Here is a 19,085-nt window from a genome sequence, read left to right as displayed (position 1 = left end):
AGTTTAAGGGAAATAAAAGATCTAGACAGAGCTGTCTAAATGAAAGGTGCTCATTCTAACATGAATTGTACTCATGATGTGCGCTCAAAAAAACAACAATACACTTTTTTGTTAAACACGCTCATATCAACGTTTATATTTATTCAACCCAAACAAAAAGACCAAAGCCGCATTAATTTCGACTTCGGTCTTTTTGTTTGACTCACCATAAACCAAGCATCAAATTGGATTATTTTTCCTCAAGAGAACAGCGACAATCTGTACATCTATATTATTTATGACCTAACAATCTAAGCCCATTTGCAACCACCAATAAACTCACACCAACGTCTGCAAATACAGCCATCCACATGCTGCCTAAACCCATCATGGTAATAACGAGGAAAAACAACTTGGTAATTAATGCCAAACTAATATTCTGAATCAGAATACGGTGTGTCTGCTGAGATAAACGAATAAAACTTGGTATCTTACGTAAATCGTCATCCATCAAAGCGACATCAGCGGTTTCAATTGCCACATCTGTACCCATAGCTCCCATCGCAAACCCAATGTTGGCGCGAGCAAGTGCTGGTGCGTCATTAATGCCATCCCCAACCATACCAATATGACTGGTATCAGCATAACTTGCCACAAGGTTCAATTTATCAGCGGGAAGTAAGTTACCTCGAGCATCGGTCATTCCTACCTGCTCTGCAATGACTTTTGCTGTGTGGCTGTTATCACCACTGAGCATAAGGGTTTTCACACCCATTTGCTGTAATTGTGTCATAGCCTCGGCACTGTTCGGTTTAACCGTGTCTGCTACTGCAATTAAAGCAAGTACTTGTTGTGGTTTAGCTAATAACACCACTGTTTTACCTTGCTTTTCTAATGCCTCAATTTGAGCCTCTAGCGCTGGTGAACAGTATTCAAGTTCATGAATCAAACGATGATTACCCAACCAATAGCTTTCACCAGCTATCACACCACGGGTGCCAAGCCCTGCTAAAGCAGTAAAATCATCTACCTCTAAATGTACAGTTGCAGTTGTATCCGCTTGCACCATGGCTTGTGAAACAGGATGATCCGAACGTCCTGCAAGACTAACAACCAGTTGTTTGACCTGAATAGGATCACCCGATAGCACAACAAAGTCTGTTTGCTTTGGCTTACCAAATGTGATTGTGCCTGTTTTGTCAAATGCCATATAGTTCAGCAAACGACCTTGTTCGAGGTAAACTCCACCTTTAATCAAAATACCGAGACGTGCAGCTGCTGCTAAACCACTGACCACAGTCACAGGTGTTGAAATGACCAAGGCGCAAGGACAAGCAATCACCAAGATTACCAATGCCTTATATATCCAGTCGAACCATAGTTCCCCCATAAATAATGGTGGAATGACAGCAACCAATATTGCAAAAACAAAAACCAAAGGTGTGTAAACTTTAGCAAAACGATCTACAAACCGTTGTGTTGGTGCTTTCTCTCCTTGCGCCTCTTCTACTGCATGAATAATACGTGCCAATGCAGTATCATTCGCCTTAGCAATCACGCGATATTCAAAAGAACCAGCAACGTTAATCGTTCCTGCAAAAATCTCATCACCCTCAACTTTATCAACAGGTAAGCTCTCTCCAGTAATAGGTGACTGGTCAATACTTGATTGACCTTTAACAATCACACCATCTAGACCGATCTTTTCACCAGGTTTAACGCGAACGATGCTATCTATATCGACATCAGCTGCATCTATTTCCATCCACTGACCATCTGCTTGTAACACTGTGACACGCTCTGGTGCTAACTGCATCAATTGTCCAATTGCATTACGTGCACGCTCTAAAGAACGAGCCTCGATGAGCTCAGCCAAAGTAAATAACACCATGACCATTGCGGCTTCTGGCCACTGACCAATCAATACTGCACCTGTAACAGCAATACTCATGAGAGCATTAATGTTCAAGTTCATGTTTTTAAGGGCTAATAAACCTTTTTTATAGGTTCCTACACCTGATAAAGCAATTGCAATCAAACTGCTAACAATCGCTACCCACATGGGTAAATCGATCCAACCTGATATTTCAGCAGCTAAGGCAAAAATACCAGCGATAACCAAAATCCAAATTGATTGTTTTTTTTCCACTGCTGCAGCAGCAAACTTACCTTGCTCATTTGCTAATTCAGGTTCGAAATCAAGCTCTTGCAATGCTTTTACAACTTTGGGTAACGCATCTTCGGTATAAACGACTGTAAGCACACGTTGCATTAAATTAAACTCAAGACGAATAACCTCTGGCATTTGTCCTAATTTTTTTTGGATTAGCCCTTCCTCAGTAGGACAATCCATTTGCATAATGCGCATGTTGCTACGGTAATATTCACCTTCTCTAGTGGTTGCTCCAAGTTGCGGTAATGTTTGTTCTGTCTGTGTACTCGCACACGTTGAACCACTTGAACAACATGAGTTCACCTCATTTAAAATAGGGGTTGCATGGCCACAACTAGCGTTTTTATCTTGATTTAATGTCGAATCACAACAGCTTGATGTTTTGGTTGGTTTAGCCGCTGAATTACAACAACTTTCAACTTTGTTTTGGGCTAAATCTTCCCCACAGCAAGCAGAGTCTTTTGCTTCCTGAGTCTTTGAATGACTACAGTGGCTGTGCGTAGATGATTGAGTTGACGAAGCACAACAGTTACTCTCTTTCACTTTTACATCTGCTTGCACATCTTCTTTGTCTAATTGGCTCATAATTGATCCTTTTTGATGCTATATTATGATTAAACACCCTGAAGCTGCTTCAGACTCAAGTGGAAGATGAAAATGAAAATTGGTGAGCTTGCCCAACATGTGGGTTGTACAGTTGAGACCATTCGTTTTTATGAAAAAGAAGGTCTACTGCAAAAACCCTTACGCAATACAGAAAACAACTATCGTGAATATCAATCATTGCATCTAGAGCGACTAAGATTTATTCGACGTTGTCGCTCTTTAAGTATGACTCATGATGAGATTCGCACCTTATTGACAGCACGCACTCAACAAGATGATTGTATAGGTATCAATCAATTAGTTGATCAACATTTAGAACACGTTCAACATCGTATTCAAGAGCTACTGAGCTTAGAACAAGAATTACAAGAACTTCGTCTACAATGTCAGGGTGATAATTCTGTGCATTCTTGTGGAATTTTACGTGAATTAGAACGTGATACACCAGTAAGTGAGAGCCTTGAAAACGTACATAGCACTCAAATTCATAGCAACAAACATTAAAATAATTGAGTTTGAACACCCTAAAGTATCCTCCCTTGTCTTTACTATGCCTTAGGGCATAGTAAAGACAAGGTGAATCTACGTAATCAAAAAAGCCCTGCTGGTAGAGCAGGGCTTTAACATTAAAAAATTATCGGATAAGAGAGGTGCACTTGCGTATCCTATTAGTCATAGTTCAGTACAAAATTCGCTGTTGAGTTAGCCGTACCTGCAGTGACATTTTGACGTGTTGCAAAATAATTTGCGAAAAAATTGAGCTGTATGTTTTTGTTGGTACTATCAACAACTGCAGGTTGAGTAAACGTATCTATAGCTAATAATTGGCGATCTTTATCTAAAATTTGGATTGCTACATTTGTTGCTGTTGAATCCTTAGATAAAGCCAGCAATTGAGTATTATTAGAATCTTGAGGCCCTTTAAATGACAATGAAACAGTCTTAGCAGAACAATCCGACAAGCGTATTGTAAAGGGAATAGGACGTGTTTGATCACCAACATTCATCATATTTTTAGTTCCCCAAGTACCAAGTGCTACATTTATGTTTTGACTCTCAGGAGAAACTGTACAAGTACGATCAACAATCATTGCCTTAAAACGTAAATTTACTTTTACCAATGGATCAGCATGCAAAAGAGGTGCAAATAAAACACAACTTGTAATAAGTAACTTGATCATATTCATAATATTAACCTTTTTATGTCATACATTTACTGGAAATCAATCCGTATATGACCCTGTGCTGCTACAGGTCCAGGTTGAGGAGTTTGGCCTGTTACGCTCACAGGCCAAGATTTAAGTATAAATTGGCTACGGGCATTTTCATCGAGACGAAAAGGAATAAAGCTATTTATATTATTTGGCGTCAATACACGCTCATTACTATCTGCCAGCTGAAAACCTACATTTGGATTATCCGAGATAATAATATTGTCTTTATAGTTTGCAACTTCTAAACGTGCTGACAACATTTGTTGCGCATCAATATTTTTACACTCAATACCAATATTTTTCGTTATTGTATTTACCCCTTGGGCTCTGTTACCAGCAGCAACTGAGAAGGCGCTAGATGGTATGGAACCAAAGTCAAACTCAATAACATCACCAACATCGAAACTACAAGACTGAGGTACTGTCATCACCGCATTTAATCGAATAATGACAATTGGTTGACTCGGAATATCTGAGGCAGAAGATGCAGCATATACATATCCGATATCACGATTCACCAAGAAAGATTGTCCAACAAATTTCTTTTTAATTTTCAATCTCAGTTTAACTTGACCACCAGTCCCATAATTATTAGAACAACCACCATTACATTGATTACTAATTGCATTTTGTGGAATATCAAAAAAATCACGTCTATTCCCCGCAATATAGACTTTCATTGCAACTTGCAAATAATCATTATTGGGCACATCAAACCATTGAGCACCATTATCATTACCAGCAGGTGTTAAACCCGGCGCAGCCTTAAATGTAAAATATGTATTCTGTATGCGATTTGCACAAGCACCACCAACAGAATATGTTCCACCTCTAGATAAATCTTTCCAAGGTGGTGAGTAACTTGGATAATTCTGTGCGGAATTAAATGTATATTCATGGTTATAAATAAACGGAGAACCCAATGGATAACAATCTGCAGCATATGCAGTATCCATACCCAGCATTGTCATTAAAAATAATGCTGAGTATCTGAGACTTTTTAACGAAGGTTTTATTTTCAGGCTCATCATCTTTTCCTACTGACAATTTAATTCAAGTGTTGTAATACCCTCATCTGTGGTCTGCGAATCAAATGCATAGGCTGCATAACAGATTTCACTTTCAGAGGTGCCCCAAGAAATTTTAAGTGTGCCCTTGTCTTTCAAGCCACTTAAATAAGTTTGTCCATCTTTCCCGACAATACTGGTTATATTTTGTTCTTCTTCACTAATCGTTGAACCATACGGGATATATTCACCATCATGCTTAAGTGTGATCAGAGCTCTTCGGCCAATACGAGTATCAAACTTGGCTCGTACAATCGCACCCCTCATCGGTACAAGATTTTGTACATTATTTAATATCTCAGTTTCATCATTTAAACTGTCAGCCTCTAAAGCAATACGATTTAAACGATAGTTTTCGGCAAAAGGTAAAATTGCATAACCTCTTGAATCTGTGTAGATATTTGTCGAGTTTTCTAGTTTGACATCTTTGGCTCCTTGCGCATCTACCAAAATATTGGTGTCACCCAAAGTTTGGCCAAAAGTCAAACCACCAGAATGAATAATCAAACCACCAGCAAGATCATAGTTGAAGCTTTTTTGCTTACCACCATCTGCATAATTAAAACTTGCTCCAGCACTACCATATCTAGTTTCTAAACGTGCAGTTGCACTACCAAAACCACCTGTTTCATTATTATGGCCTTGTTGAAGGCTATAACTAAACTGACGATCTTCGCCTAATGAGCCATTAATACCTGTCTGTATTGAATCACTTCCTGAAGAATTTCGGATAAAACTCGAATTACTATAAATATCATTACGTACACGATCACGACTGCCAAAAAAAGCATTTAGAGGTATAGAAATACTGGCAGCAATGGAATTGTTTTTTTCATTATAAATATTCGGTGAATCTTGCATTGACCAAGATAATGAATAAGTAAAATATTTAAGTGCATTCGAGTAACCAACTTGGTAATTCTTTGCTGCTTTAGGTGCATTCCAATAAGATTGATAATTTGCAGAGGCATACAAAGAACCATACTGGCCTAAGTTCTGATTAATACTTAATTGGAAGCGACCTTTTTTTGTATAGTTTAAATTGTAATATGAACTTGGGTCATAATAACTATTACCAAAATCATCAAACTTTTCATCTGGCTCAAATTGCTCCATAGACTTAAATGCTACGTCATTCAAGGTATAAAAACCTTTAGTTGAATAGCGGTAACCTAAAAGTTGCAACGTTGTTCCAATCTGGTTTAATGATTTGGAATAAAGTAAGCGATAAGATTGCCCTTTATAGTCTTGTCCATTGGCTAAAGTACTATTGGCATGGGTCATATCAAAAGAGAAAGCCCCCCATTCACCCATATTTTTACCAATACCAAGTAATGCAGCTTGATATTTAGATGCTAACTGCGTACCACCAAAAAGAGTAACACCAGCACCTAGTCCGCGACTTAATGTTCCTTGAAAAAACAAAGGCGTATCTTGTTCTTTGTTCCCACTTCTAAATTCACCAGCCGTAACATCAAAAACAGTCCGTCCTTCACGCAACAACATTGGAATACCAGAATACGGCACAACAAAATGTTGTATTGCACCGACACTTTCTTCAACAGTTACATCCAAATCACCACTTAAAGCCATTGCGGTTAAATCATTAATCTCAAATGGGCCTGGATTAACGTTTGTTTGATATACAATATAGCCATTTTGACGAATGGTAATAATACTTTTACTGTTTGCAATACCACGTACTACTGGTGCATAACCTTGCATACTACTTGGTAGCATTGATTCTGAACTATATAAACGTGCACCACGAAAACCTATACTATCAAAAATCATGTTTTGTACATTACTGTCCCCAAGAACGAGTTCACTCTTCAGGGGAATAATTGATTTTTCTACATAATTTTGTACATTGTTCCATTTTGAAGTGTGTGAAGCTTCATCACGGTGATTAAAATAATTATAAGTCGAAAGGTTTTTAAATCTAAAACCGGCAATATTAAACCCAGAATTTAAAGATAAAAAAATGTTGTCACTCTTATCTGTTACATTTCCGTTTAAATTATAATTTAGATAGGCAGCAGTGATTCCTGAATCCCATTCAGAAGGAGGAATATACCCCTGCGCATTATTTTTCATCCAAATTTGTGGAATGCTAATATCGAGTCTTTGTAAATTAAAATTATAGACGACTGCTGCTTCAGGAATATATTGCTTTATATCCAAACAGCTTTTATCTTTTATTGTTTCAGCATTGGGAAGATCATAGATCTTAACACCCAATGACAATAGCCATTTGCTATCTATACATGGCACGAGTCCACCTGAAACTGAATCACTTTTTTCTGCTTGATTAAAATTTAATTCTTTACTAACAGCGAAATTATCATTCACATAAACGTTAACTCGATAATTACCTGGTAACTGAAAACCTTGTTCAAAATTGGATAGGTCAGCAACTTGTGAACCCTCTGTATTTAATAATAAAGCTGGGTTGAAATACTCTCGTGCATACACTGAGTTTCCAGATAAAAAAAGAGAGCAAAGAATCGTATTTAAATAAAGTGGATTTCTGGAAAAACTGGGCTTTACCATACTGGTTACTCTTCATTTCTATTGGACGGTTATTTTTCTTTCTTCCGTAAATGCGCCAAAATCATTAATTGTTTGGAATTTAACTTCACGGCCAGAGTGATCCAAAGATTTCTCAGAGAAAGGGTCTATCATAATTGTCGTTTGTTTTTGATTATCAACATATAAATTCGCAAGCGTCATATAATATGGCGTTGGATTTTTAAGGATCGTTTTATTATTACTATTAGAAGCTGTTAATAAATTAGGTGCATCTTCAACACGAATAGTTAAATTAGAGGGACGTACCATCATTTTAACTCGTGAAAGTATTGCTAACTGAAGGACATTAGTTTGTTCTAATTCCTCTTTACTTACAGAAGGAATTGCTTGCACATTTAAATAATACAGAGTTTCTCGATCACGCGCTAAATTTTGATTCGTATTGATAATACGCAACGAGCTTTCTGACTTAGCCTCACTGACAAACATAGGCGGTGTAACGATTACTGTATTTATTTTTTTTGATGATGCATCTTCGACCCACGAATTAATTAAGAATCTCTTATCTGTTGTACTGTTCACAACAGCCATAGATGCTTGCTTCTTGTCTTGGTCATAAATCAACCGAGTTGCACCTAAAGCAATACCACCTGCAGCATGCGAGATATTAACCAAAAAAGCAGACGCTACTATAGTTTTCATAATAAACTTCGAAAATACATTCAACATCATTTCGCAATCCAATTTATAGTTGATTAAAATTAATTCTTTAAAAAAAATGGCACTCCTATTAAAAATAGGAGTGCCAAAATACTTATTAGTTATAAGTAATTACAAAGTTTGCATCAGCATATGCTTGACCTGCAGTTGCTGCAGCAGCCGTTGCTTTATAACGTGCAATAAAGTTAAAAGTATTATTACCATCAATTAATGTTTGAGCTGCAGAAAGCACAGAACCATCTGGAGTTAAAACTTTACCTTTACTATCAGAAATTTCAACACCTACACCAGTTGCAGTCACTGCGTTTGCAGAAGGACCTGAATGAATTTTTAATAATGTTGTATCAGTTGCATCTTGTGGACCAGAAAAAGCAAATTGAGCAGTTTTCGATACTTCTGTATCACAGTCAACAAGCTTAATTTGGAAAGGTACGTTTGGAGTATAATCACCCGCTTTTGTAATTTTAGCTGTACGGTGTTGGCCAAGATCTACAGTTTGGTTTGCAGTATCAGAACTTACAGCACAAGCAGCATTAACAAATTCACCTTTAAAATGAACTTGACCACCATTTACTGTTGGAGCTGCTTGAACTAAACCAGCTGTAAGTAGAGTTGATGCTGCGACTAAAAAAGAGATTTTCATTTGTATATATTCCCATACTTTAATTTGAAATTTTTTTGCTAAAAACAAATAAAACGTGAACTAGTTCGCTTTATTTGTGTGTATTAAATAAAATTTAATTTCGAAAGTAAAGAAAAAATAAGCATCTTATTTTTTATCAATACACCTAATACTCATTACAATAATTTAATTATTTTAAAATATCTTGTTAGTCATTCTTCCCAAACCCATGCTAAGCAAGGGCTTAAAGCATGTCATAAAAATGTAAAGATTTGGCATTAAAGTTAAGTAAAGTTAAACAAATCATAAAAGGAAATAAAAATGACCACTTAAACCCTAAAATTTAAGCAAAACCATGACGAGCTCAAAAAACAAGCTAAAACTTGCTTGATAATTATGATTCTGTACTGCAAATTACGGAACGATTTGTCACGTCTAATCATTGATCTCCACATCAACTGATTTGACTAGATTTCAAATGATTTGAATAATAGTTTTTATATAAGAAGTTGGATGTTATGAAACTTGATTTGTAGATTGCAAGTGTTTTAAGCAATAGGCACCATACATGCCAATAAGTAAAAAGAAACTGATTTCCAATTGAATTCCCATCCACCCCCATTGTTCCCAAACTAAACCACTTGCACTTCCAAGTAAGCTTGACCCTAAGTAATAACAAAATAAATAGAGCGATGCTGCTACTGCTCGAAATTGCAGTGCCTGTACTGAAACCCAACTACTTGCGGTTGAATGGGCTGCAAAAAATGAAAAAGTAAAGACAATTAAACCAAGTAAAATAAGTATGAGCGCTTGAAAATGCATGATCCATAAACCCAGTAGCATCATCAATAACATATAGAAAATCACCTGATCACGACCATATTTTCGACTCCAAGCGGCAGCACGAGGAGAACTATAAATACCAGAGAGATAAGCAATAGAAATCAATCCAATCCATGTTTGTGACAAAGCGATAGGTTCTTCAAGTAGATGGTAGCTCATATAGTTAAAAACACTAACAAAACAACCCATCAAGATAAAACCTTGTAAAAACAATAAACGTAACCGACGATCAGCCAGTGTATTTTTAAATGATTTTTTTAGTAAATTGCCACTCAAACGAGTTGTGACAAAATGGCGTGATGCAGGGAGAGCAATATAAAATATTACTGCAATGATGATATTAATGACCCCAATGAATAAAGTTGCGATCTGCCAAGTCGTAAAATCTAACAGTACTCCTGCAATTAAACGTCCCCCCATTCCTCCAATCGCTGTACCCGAAATATAAAGCCCCATCGCAAAACCGACATCTTGCTGAGCTATTTCTTCTCCAATGTACGTCATTGCAACAGATGCAACACCACTTACTGCCATACCTAATACAAGCCGTGTCGCTAAAAAAACTTCCCACCGAGGAAAAACAACGCTCAATAACAATAGTAATGCCGTCGAAAATAATGCAATCACCATTATATTTTTACGACCATATCTGTCAGAAATAATGCCTGCAAATAAGACACCTAAAGCAAGTGCACTCGTTGAGATTGAAAGCGGAAAACTACTTTGTGTAGCACTAACATGAAAAAACCGCGCCAAAAAGGGCATCATCGGTTGTACACAATATAAGGAGGAGAAAATCGAAAAGCCGGCTAAAAACAAAGACAATAAAATTGCTCGAAAAGGGCCAGTGCCATAGGCAACGTAGTCTTTAGATGAATCAATAGCAGACATAATTTCTCCTCCAATACATACGAGTATACGCTGCCTCTACATCATTGCGTGATTATTCAACTCCCTCGATTAAACTTATTATTGCTCCTCTCCATCAAGCTTGTCTCTACTAAAATAGCTAAATGGTATTTAAAACCGAGTTAAGTAATTAACTCGGTTCCTGTTTTCTACAGCACATGCGGTATTGTCATCTGTTTATTTTAAGAAAGTGATCAGTCAAAGCACATTAAGCTAATGTTTATGTGACTCCTCAATATACCGCCTATATAATTTAATTAGCCAGCAATCTATTAAACTGAGGGCTGCCCTGCCCGTACTTCAGCAATCAATTGATCAACCACTTGTGGCTCTGCAAGTGTCGAAATATCTCCTAGACTATCGAGCTCATTAGCAACAATTTTTCTCAAGATACGGCGCATAATTTTACCAGATCGGGTTTTTGGTAAAGCTGGTGCCCAATAAATTGCATCAGGTGTTGCAACAGGTCCGAGAACTTTGCGCACCCAGACATAAAGATCATGACGTAGCTCTTCTGTAGCAACCACCTCTGCCTGTAAAGTGACATAGGCACATATGCCCTGCCCCTTGATTTCATGTGGCATACCCACCACAGCTGCCTCAGCAACAGCAGTATGGGCAACCAAGGCACTTTCAACTTCTGCTGTACCTAAGCGGTGACCTGAAACATTGAGGACATCATCAACACGACCCGTAATCCAATAATATCCATCACTGTCGCGACGTGCTCCATCTCCTGCAAAGTAGTAGCCAGGATACATACTAAAATACGTTTCAATAAAGCGCTGCGGATCGCCCCAAATACTACGCATTTGCCCTGGCCAAGAATCTTTAATTACAAGGTTTCCTTCAGCTTCCCCTTCTAATTCATGACCTTGTTCATCTAGCAACGCAGGCTGAATCCCAAAGAAAGGGCGAGTGGCTGAACCTGGTTTAAGTGGGGTTGCACCTGGTAAAGGAGAAATTAATATACCTCCTGTTTCCGTTTGCCACCATGTATCCACTATTGGACAACGTCCTTCCCCCACAATACTGTAGTACCAATGCCAAGCCTCAGGATTAATCGGCTCACCAACAGAACCTAATAACCGTAAACTACTTCTATCACTCTCTCGAACAAATTGATCGCCTTCTCTCATCATGGCTCGAATGGCTGTTGGTGCAGTATATAAAATACTGACATTATGCTTATCAACAATGTGCCCTGTACGTGCCCATGTTGGATATTGTGGCACACCTTCAAACATAACCGTGGTTGTCCCATTCGATAATGGACCATAAATTACATAGGAGTGACCCGTAATCCAGCCCACATCAGCGGTACACCAAAACACATCATCTTGTTTAATATCAAACACTTCTCTAAAAGTTGTGTTGACATAAGTCAGGTAGCCTGCCGTAGTATGTAGCACACCTTTAGGTTTTCCAGTCGATCCAGAGGTATACAAGATAAAAAGTGGATCTTCGGCATTCATGGGTTCAGCTGGACAAATATCCGTAACTGTCATAATTTCCATGTGATACCACAAATCACGTCCTGCTTTAATCTCAATTGGATTTCCTGTGCGATGAACCACGATAACTGTCGCAGCTATTTCAGTACCTGCAATTTCCAATGCAGCATCAACATTAGCTTTTAATGGAATCGGTTTTCCACCACGCATACCAGAATCGGCTGTCACCACCAGTTTTGCCTGACAGTCTTCAATACGACTGGCCAAAGCATCTGGTGAGAAACCGCCGAATACAACACAATGTACAGCCCCAATACGTGTACAAGCCAACATAGCAATAGCGGCCTCAGAGGTCATCGGCATATACAACACCACACGATCACCCTTTTTAATACCATGCTTCTTTAATACATTGGCAAAACGGCATACTTCATCATGTAGCTCTTCAAATGAAATAATCTTATGTCTAGACGGATGATCACCCTCCCAAATAATTGCGGGCTTATGTGGATGTTCTTTTAAATGACGATCTAAACAATTTGCACTGACATTTAACTGGCCATCAGCAAACCATTCTATTTTAAAGTTATCTTGCTTATAGCAACTATTTTTAACTTGAGTAAATGGCTTAATCCAATCCAACCTCATTGCGGCATCCGCCCAAAATTCGTTGGGATGCTCTATAGACTGTTTATAACGCTCAAAATACTGTTGCTCATTGGTGCGTGCGGTTTTTACAAAGTCTTCAGATACGGGGTAGATATTATTCATTCGACTCTTCCTTGTTGTTTTATCTCTTCACGAGAAGGTTAATCCTACATTCCACTGTTACTTTTTATGATGATGACCTGAATACCATAACGCAAATTATTGGCCTAATGGATAAAAATCGCTGACTATTTGTTCAATTTTATGACCACATCAAGATCCTGCATTAATTTAGTCTTGCCCAATAGACTTGCAAAAATGAAAAAATATGTTAAATAAAATATGATGTACTGTGCTTTAGCAATAGAATATCTATTCATTTTAAATGGAAAAAAACGTGACAACTCATACTGATAAATTAAGTATAGTGAGTGAAAATACTGCACAACTATTACAAAATGCCGGTGAAAAAACAGCACAAACCGTCATTGCTCAAACTGCAAAATATAATGATGCCTACACTATAATTGATAAAATCATGGATAGTTTTTGGCAACGTGTACCTTATATTATTATTGCCATCATTGTTATTCTGATCTTTTGGCTTCTATCCAAGCTATTTAAGTTCTTCATCAGTAAAACAATTGCCAATCGTTCCTATACACGACAAAACCTTGTGTTGGTTTTGAACCGACTGGGCAGCACCCTAATTGTATTCTTCGGCTTTCTGATTGCGATGGTTATTGCTATTCCTGGCTTTACACCTGCACAGCTCATGAGTGCACTAGGTATTGGTTCTGTTGCGATTGGCTTTGCCTTCAAAGATATTTTCCAAAATATGTTATCGGGTATTTTAATTTTACTAGGTGAACCGTTTCGCATTGGTGACACCATTATTGTCAATAATATGGAAGGCACCGTAGAAGATATTCAAGTTCGTGCAACATTCTTGCGTTCACCAGATGGCCGCCGCGTCGTTATTCCGAATGCAACAGTTTATACCAGCTCAGTTATTGTCAGCACAGCATACACTCAGCGACGTTGTGAATTTAATGTCGGAATTGGCTATGAGGATGATGTACAAAAAGCCAAACACATTATTTTGGCTATTTTGGATCGAGAACAAACCATTTTAACAACACCTAAATTTAGTGTAAACGTAAGCAATCTCGCAGATTTTTCTGTCAAACTCAGTGTTATTTGGTGGGTTGATACACAAGAAACCTCAACCTCGGCATCCATCAGTCAAGTACAAGAACGTGTTGTTGAAGCCTTCCATCAAGAAAAAATCTCTATCCCTTACCCAGTTCAAGAAGTAAAAGTATTCCGTGGTGATGCTCAACTCACCACACTCTCAAACGATGAATAAAATTGCTGGAGTCTAGTTGAATCATTCAAGTAGACTCCGCCATTAAAATCGACTCATCAACCGACCTAAAATATAAGAAATAGCAGTTTCCGTACGTAATATACGTGAACCTAAACTCACTGCCTGCACACCATTTTTTTCTAATAATTCAATCTCATAAGGAATAAAACCACCCTCAGGACCAATAATCACAGTACAACCATGATCACAAGCGAAAGGCATCGTTTTTTCTGCATAAGGGTGTGCAACAAAAGCTGGTCGTTCAGGACTTAAATACGTCGGTAAGATATCTTCTACAAATGGTTTAAAACGTTTAAAAATTTCAATATTAGGTGCAATTGTATCGCCTGCTTGCTCTAAACCGAGCGTGACATAATCATCAATCTGCCTAAGAAATGGGCTTTGCCAATAGCTTTTATCCACACGATAGCTATGTATAAGCACAATTTTCTCTACCCCAAGACTAACACTATCCATAATCAAACGGCGTAATACTTTAGGTCTAGGCATAGCAACAATCAAAGTAATCGGTAATTTTGCTGCAGGTGCTTGACTACTTATAGGCCGAAGCTCTATACGCTGTTCTGTAAGCTGAGTAACTTGTGTTAAATATCTGAGCTTAGAGCGAATACCGACTTTGAGAGTATCTCCAACATTTAAAGCCAAATGCTGATGAATATGTTGTAATTGGCGCGGATTCTCTGTAAACCAAATGTCTGCCTGACACTGTTCTTCAGAGAGAAGTACAATATTCATCCCTCAGTAACATCCATCAAATACCGATCAATGACATCAATATGCCGCTGCAATGATCCACGATTACGCATGAGGACATGCTGCGCATCTGTATTCAATTGCTCAGCTAGAGCTGGATCTTCTATACATGCTTGTAATTGCTGTACAACTTGCTGTGCATCTTGGCCAAGTAAGATGGCTTTAGAATTTAAAAATTCATCTACAATACTTTGAAAATTAAAATAATTTGGACCAATCACTGTAGCTACATTCAGTACCAAAGGTTCTAAAATATTATGACCACCACCTGGCTCATTTAAAGATCCACCCACAAAACAGACCTGACTTAGTGCATACCACAGCCATAATTCTCCCATAGAATCAGCCAAATAGACTTGAGTATCAACTTCTATTTTTTGTCCCAGACTTCGACGCTGTGTGTCAAGTTTTAAACTTTGACATAAATTAAAAATAGCATCAAAACGCTCAGGATGACGTGGTACAACAATGCAGACATAATCACGATGCTGGTCTAAGAGTGGTTTTAACAATGCCAGTATTTTTTGTTCTTCTGGAGCGTGCGTACTTGCAATTGTAATAATTTTACGTTTGGCCAATTGCCAGTTTTGCAATAACTTTAGCTTTTGCTCAGCCAAACCTATAGGTGCTTGAATATCATATTTGATACTCCCCACAACCTTATTCTTATTTAAGTCTGCGCCCAAATCATTAAAGCGTTGTTGTGTAGCCTGATCTTGCGCCAAAATTTGGCTTAAACACTGTAACATTGGGGCAGTTAATGAAGATACCTTTGCATAAGCTTGGGCAGACTTCTCTGAAAGGCGTGCATTAATGAGTAAACTAGGAACAGCAAACTGAGTCGCCTGATCAAGCAAATTTGGCCATAATTCAGTTTCCACCAATAATAAAATTTTGGGCTGATATTGAGTGAAAAAAGCGCGGACAATTTGTTTTTGATCGGCAGGTAAATACACTGCTTGGAATAAACCCGCATATTCATCTTTAGCAAATAATGCCTGACTACGTGCCTGCCCCGTAGTAGTCGTGTTGGTTACTAAAACCGCATGACCTAATGTTAAGTAATGCTCAATTAAAGGTTGAGCGGCATTGGTTTCACCAACCGAAACTGCATGAAACCAAATTGTTGCAGTATTTAAAGCTGGCTGAAATGGCCCAAAACGTTCTAAGCATTCTGTTTGGTATTGTTCTGAATTAGTCGCACGCTTTTTTATACGCCATTTATAAAAAGGCTTAATTAAAAATAATGCAAGGTTATACCAAATTGGGGTAGTCAAGCCTGCGCCCTGTCTGAAATCTAATTAACGCAATATATCAAAGCATACAGGTCGAAACCAAGCATTTAGCAGAGAAACTCGCTCAATTATTTACTCGTTTCACAAAGTCTCTTGGACATGTTTGATATATTGTTGAATCAATTCATCGTTCCGCGAAAAATAGCACCACTGTCCATGTTTTTGTACCGAAACCAAACCTGCCTGTTGCAGAATGGATAGATGATTCGACATTGTCGACTGTGAAACATTGCCTAGACGCTCAATATGTCCTGCACAAACACCACGTTGAAAATCTTGTCCTTGGTCTATGGCAAAATATTGTTCAGGGTATTTTAACCACTGCAACACTTGACGCCTCAAAGGATTAGAAAGTGCTTTAAAAATTAAATCCACGTCCATTGAATATGATTCATTTACAGACAAAACCTGCTACTCCTCAATAATATTGATGACTGAACAAACAGCTGTAGCCATTGACTGTCCTACACAGGTAATGTCTGTATCTCAGCTTAAACGCCTTGCTTCAAGCTGGCCTCGATAAATTTATCGAGATCTCCATCAAGTACTGCACCCGTATTTGAATTTTCAACACCAGTACGTAAGTCCTTGATACGAGAATCATCAAGCACATAAGAACGAATCTGACTCCCCCAACCAATATCCGATTTAGAATCTTCTAATGCTTGTGCAGCTTCATTTCGTTTAGACATTTCTAATTCATACAACTTGGCACGCAATTGTTTCCATGCTTGATCTCGGTTGGCATGTTGTGAACGTTGGTTCTGACACGCCACCACGATTCCCGTTGGTGTATGTGTTAAACGGACAGCGGAGTCTGTTTTGTTAATGTGCTGACCACCGGCACCAGAAGCACGATAAGTATCAGTACGTACATCTGATGGATTGATCTCAATATCAATGTTGTCATCAACTTCTGGGGAAATAAATACTGCAGAAAATGAAGTATGACGACGATTACCAGAGTCAAAAGGTGACTTACGAACTAAACGGTGTACACCAGTCTCAGTACGTAACCAGCCATAAGCAAACTCACCTTCTACACGGATCGTTGCTGACTTAATACCTGCAACATCACCATCAGAGACTTCCATGAGTTCGCCTTTAAAACCATGACGTTCAATCCAACGTAAATACATACGAAGTAACATTGATGCCCAGTCTTGCGCCTCAGTACCACCAGAACCTGCTTGAATTTCCACGAAACATGGATTTGGGTCCATTGGGTGATTAAACATACGGCGGAACTCAAGTCCAGCTAAATCTTTTTCTGCTGCATTTAATTCGGTTTGTACTTCAACAAGCAGGCTTTCATCATCAGCCTCAACAGCCAAGTCTAACATCGCCTGTGCATCATCCAACTGATCACTCAGCTGATCTAATACATTTAAGACGTTTTCTAACTCGCCTTTTTCTTTAGCCATTGCCTGAGCACGACTTTGATCGTTCCAAATCGCTGGATCTTCTAACTCACGAAGGACCTCTTCTAAACGCTCTTTCTTTAGATCGTAGTCAAAGATACCCCCGTAATGTTTGACCACGGTCGTTTAAGTCTTTTAATTGGTTTAGATAGGGATTAATTTCCACGCGTTGAATCCTTGTAAATCGATAAACGTGCAGATTTTAGCATAACAACCCAAACATCCATATAAGCCAATGTCGCATTCTGTTTTAACGGACATAATTTAAATGCAGCATCTTGATGAAACACGCTATAACCCAATCTTTTATATTAATTTTTTACTCTATTTCTCTTTAATATTTTCAATATTTAATCTGTTTTTAAAGTAATTGGTATAAAATTGTAAAACACATCTTATATCCATCTTGTTAATAAAAAGATAACACTTGAAATTAGACATTATAATTCAACAAGTTAAATAAAAGTTTTTTATATAATCTTTTAAAAAAAACCATATTGAGCATTACAGTGATTGACGAATACTCATTTTCCATTAGACTGAAGTTGTAACAAAAAATGTTTTTTTATTTTATTAATATTGACTCTCCTTGGGGGAAAGCCATGAAAAAATTAGCCATTCTCACTGCGATCATTTCAGCAAGTGCATTTTCTATTTCGGCTCAAGCGTACCAAGCTGAAGTCGGCGGTACTTATAGTTATACTGACCGTGATCAAGGTAATGATACAAATAACTTTGCCATTGATGGTACTTACTACTTCAAACCTGTCCAAACACGTAATTCACCATTAAATGAAGCAGCATTCCTTGACCGTGCAAGTAATGTAAATGCAGATTTCCGTTATGGTGATAATAAAGGCACTAAAGATACACACTTTAACGCAGGTCTTGAATACTTCGTTCCAAACACTGATTTCTATGTAAGTGGCCGTGCTGGTCGTGATGAAACTAAAGTCAACAAACAAGACTATAAAAACCGTGTAACAACTTACGGTGCTGAGATTGGTTATCTTCCTACTCCAGGTTTATTACTTGCATTAGGTGTAACTGGTTACGATAAGAAAGAAGACCAAGGTGATTACCGTAAAAAAACTGACGGTGCTGACCCAACTGTACGTGCAAAATATGTTACTCAAGTAGGTAACTATGACATGAATTTTGAAGCTTCTGGCGCATTCGGTGATCTTGATGAGTACCGTGTTCGCAGTGACTTCTACTTAGACAAAACACTAAGTTTTGGTGTTGACTACTACAACAATGACTTAACTAAGGCTGATGAGTGGGGCATTTCTGCGAAGAAATTCTTCAACCAAAACGTGAGCTTAGAAGGTCGTGCTGGTTTTGGTGACAACGACAATAACTATGCAGTCCGTGCAGCGTACCGTTTCTAATTTCTTAGAGATGTGCTAATCGTACAAACAACAATGCCGCTCAATATGAGCGGCATTGTTATTTAAGA

Annotated in this window: 16 protein-coding genes; 3 read left to right on the top strand and 13 right to left on the bottom strand. The window is 38.1% G+C overall.

Annotation, left to right across the window (positions count from 1 at the left end; all coding sequences use genetic code 11):
• Positions 1 to 271: 271 nt before the first annotated feature.
• A complete protein-coding gene (locus RFH42_RS06575) occupies positions 272 to 2,737 on the bottom strand; it encodes a heavy metal translocating P-type ATPase (RefSeq protein WP_308974797.1) in 2,466 nt (821 codons plus the stop codon).
• Positions 2,738 to 2,809: 72 nt separating this feature from the next.
• Between RFH42_RS06575 and cadR the strand changes: the two genes are divergently transcribed.
• Entirely contained in the window at positions 2,810 to 3,262 is a 453-nt protein-coding gene (gene cadR / locus RFH42_RS06570) for a Cd(II)/Pb(II)-responsive transcriptional regulator (RefSeq protein ID WP_308974796.1), read from the top strand.
• Positions 3,263 to 3,426: 164 nt separating this feature from the next.
• Here the strand turns inward: cadR and RFH42_RS06565 are convergent, their stop codons facing one another.
• From RFH42_RS06565 to acs, 7 genes are all read right to left on the bottom strand, one after another.
• Positions 3,427 to 3,945, bottom strand: coding sequence for a fimbrial protein (locus tag RFH42_RS06565; protein ID WP_308974795.1), 519 nt, complete (start codon positions 3,943 to 3,945; stop codon positions 3,427 to 3,429).
• A 26-nt stretch (positions 3,946 to 3,971) separates the two neighbouring features.
• Positions 3,972 to 5,000, bottom strand: coding sequence for a fimbrial protein (locus RFH42_RS06560; protein WP_308974794.1), 1,029 nt, complete (start codon positions 4,998 to 5,000; stop codon positions 3,972 to 3,974).
• Positions 5,001 to 5,009: 9 nt separating this feature from the next.
• Positions 5,010 to 7,514 (bottom strand): fimbria/pilus outer membrane usher protein, encoded by a 2,505-nt coding sequence (locus RFH42_RS06555; RefSeq protein WP_308974793.1) that lies wholly within the window; start codon positions 7,512 to 7,514, stop codon positions 5,010 to 5,012.
• A gap of 96 nt (positions 7,515 to 7,610) precedes the next feature.
• Complete coding sequence (locus RFH42_RS06550; RefSeq protein WP_308974792.1) at positions 7,611 to 8,303, bottom strand: fimbria/pilus periplasmic chaperone; 693 nt, start codon at positions 8,301 to 8,303, stop codon at positions 7,611 to 7,613.
• 85 nt (positions 8,304 to 8,388) lie between these two features.
• Complete coding sequence (gene fimA / locus RFH42_RS06545; protein ID WP_308974791.1) at positions 8,389 to 8,934, bottom strand: type 1 fimbrial major subunit FimA; 546 nt, start codon at positions 8,932 to 8,934, stop codon at positions 8,389 to 8,391.
• A gap of 495 nt (positions 8,935 to 9,429) precedes the next feature.
• The gene (locus RFH42_RS06540) at positions 9,430 to 10,647 is read right to left on the bottom strand and encodes an MFS transporter (protein ID WP_308974790.1); all 1,218 of its coding nucleotides are present in this window, start codon (positions 10,645 to 10,647) and stop codon (positions 9,430 to 9,432) included.
• Positions 10,648 to 10,937: 290 nt separating this feature from the next.
• Positions 10,938 to 12,890 (bottom strand): acetate--CoA ligase, encoded by a 1,953-nt coding sequence (acs, locus tag RFH42_RS06535; RefSeq protein ID WP_308974789.1) that lies wholly within the window; start codon positions 12,888 to 12,890, stop codon positions 10,938 to 10,940.
• Positions 12,891 to 13,152: 262 nt separating this feature from the next.
• Between acs and RFH42_RS06530 the strand changes: the two genes are divergently transcribed.
• A complete protein-coding gene (locus RFH42_RS06530; protein ID WP_308974788.1) occupies positions 13,153 to 14,136 on the top strand; it encodes a mechanosensitive ion channel family protein in 984 nt (327 codons plus the stop codon).
• A 42-nt stretch (positions 14,137 to 14,178) separates the two neighbouring features.
• Here RFH42_RS06530 and RFH42_RS06525 read toward each other — a convergent pair whose 3' ends face one another.
• The 5 genes from RFH42_RS06525 to RFH42_RS06505 form a co-directional block, all read right to left on the bottom strand.
• The gene (locus RFH42_RS06525; protein WP_308974787.1) at positions 14,179 to 14,892 is read right to left on the bottom strand and encodes a 16S rRNA (uracil(1498)-N(3))-methyltransferase; all 714 of its coding nucleotides are present in this window, start codon (positions 14,890 to 14,892) and stop codon (positions 14,179 to 14,181) included.
• On the bottom strand, positions 14,889 to 16,187 hold the full coding sequence (locus RFH42_RS06520; RefSeq protein WP_308974786.1) for a 3-deoxy-D-manno-octulosonic acid transferase: 1,299 nt from the start codon (positions 16,185 to 16,187) through the stop codon (positions 14,889 to 14,891). Before RFH42_RS06520 ends, RFH42_RS06525 begins: the two co-directional genes overlap by 4 nt.
• A 99-nt stretch (positions 16,188 to 16,286) precedes the next feature.
• A complete protein-coding gene (locus RFH42_RS06515; RefSeq protein WP_308974847.1) occupies positions 16,287 to 16,586 on the bottom strand; it encodes an ArsR/SmtB family transcription factor in 300 nt (99 codons plus the stop codon).
• A gap of 110 nt (positions 16,587 to 16,696) precedes the next feature.
• Positions 16,697 to 17,792, bottom strand: a protein-coding gene (gene prfB, locus RFH42_RS06510; RefSeq protein ID WP_308974785.1) for a peptide chain release factor 2 whose coding sequence is annotated in 2 segments (ribosomal slippage) — positions 16,697 to 17,719 and positions 17,721 to 17,792 — 1,095 coding nt in all. Because the reading frame shifts where the segments join, the coding sequence is not laid out codon by codon here.
• Positions 17,782 to 17,916, bottom strand: a complete 135-nt coding sequence (locus tag RFH42_RS06505; protein WP_308974784.1) for a hypothetical protein — start codon at positions 17,914 to 17,916, stop codon at positions 17,782 to 17,784. Before RFH42_RS06505 ends, prfB begins: the two co-directional genes overlap by 11 nt.
• Positions 17,917 to 18,228: 312 nt before the next feature.
• Here RFH42_RS06505 and RFH42_RS06500 point away from each other — a divergent pair, with 312 nt between their 5' ends.
• The gene (locus tag RFH42_RS06500; protein ID WP_308974783.1) at positions 18,229 to 19,017 is read left to right on the top strand and encodes a putative porin; all 789 of its coding nucleotides are present in this window, start codon (positions 18,229 to 18,231) and stop codon (positions 19,015 to 19,017) included.
• Positions 19,018 to 19,085: the final 68 nt, after the last annotated feature.

This window comes from Acinetobacter rudis (assembly GCF_031157835.1).
Classification (GTDB): domain Bacteria; phylum Pseudomonadota; class Gammaproteobacteria; order Pseudomonadales; family Moraxellaceae; genus Acinetobacter; species Acinetobacter rudis_A.
The sequence above is the reverse complement of the archived record's forward strand: the minus strand, read 5'-3'. Positions and strand labels throughout refer to the sequence as shown.

Excerpts from the sequence above, each read along its gene's own strand:
- fimA (WP_308974791.1), bottom strand. The coding sequence starts at position 8,934 with ATGAAAATCTCTTTTTTAGTCGCAGCATCAACTCTACTTACAGCTGGT.
- RFH42_RS06575 (WP_308974797.1), bottom strand. The coding sequence starts at position 2,737 with ATGAGCCAATTAGACAAAGAAGATGTGCAAGCAGATGTAAAAGTGAAA.
- RFH42_RS06540 (WP_308974790.1), bottom strand. The coding sequence starts at position 10,647 with ATGTCTGCTATTGATTCATCTAAAGACTACGTTGCCTATGGCACTGGC.
- cadR (WP_308974796.1), top strand. The coding sequence starts at position 2,810 with ATGAAAATTGGTGAGCTTGCCCAACATGTGGGTTGTACAGTTGAGACC.
- RFH42_RS06550 (WP_308974792.1), bottom strand. The coding sequence starts at position 8,303 with ATGATGTTGAATGTATTTTCGAAGTTTATTATGAAAACTATAGTAGCG.
- RFH42_RS06530 (WP_308974788.1), top strand. The coding sequence starts at position 13,153 with ATGGAAAAAAACGTGACAACTCATACTGATAAATTAAGTATAGTGAGT.
- RFH42_RS06500 (WP_308974783.1), top strand. The coding sequence starts at position 18,229 with ATGAAAAAATTAGCCATTCTCACTGCGATCATTTCAGCAAGTGCATTT.
- RFH42_RS06525 (WP_308974787.1), bottom strand. The coding sequence starts at position 14,892 with ATGAATATTGTACTTCTCTCTGAAGAACAGTGTCAGGCAGACATTTGG.
- RFH42_RS06515 (WP_308974847.1), bottom strand. The coding sequence starts at position 16,586 with ATGGACGTGGATTTAATTTTTAAAGCACTTTCTAATCCTTTGAGGCGT.
- RFH42_RS06560 (WP_308974794.1), bottom strand. The coding sequence starts at position 5,000 with ATGAGCCTGAAAATAAAACCTTCGTTAAAAAGTCTCAGATACTCAGCA.
- acs (WP_308974789.1), bottom strand. The coding sequence starts at position 12,890 with ATGAATAATATCTACCCCGTATCTGAAGACTTTGTAAAAACCGCACGC.
- RFH42_RS06565 (WP_308974795.1), bottom strand. The coding sequence starts at position 3,945 with ATGAATATGATCAAGTTACTTATTACAAGTTGTGTTTTATTTGCACCT.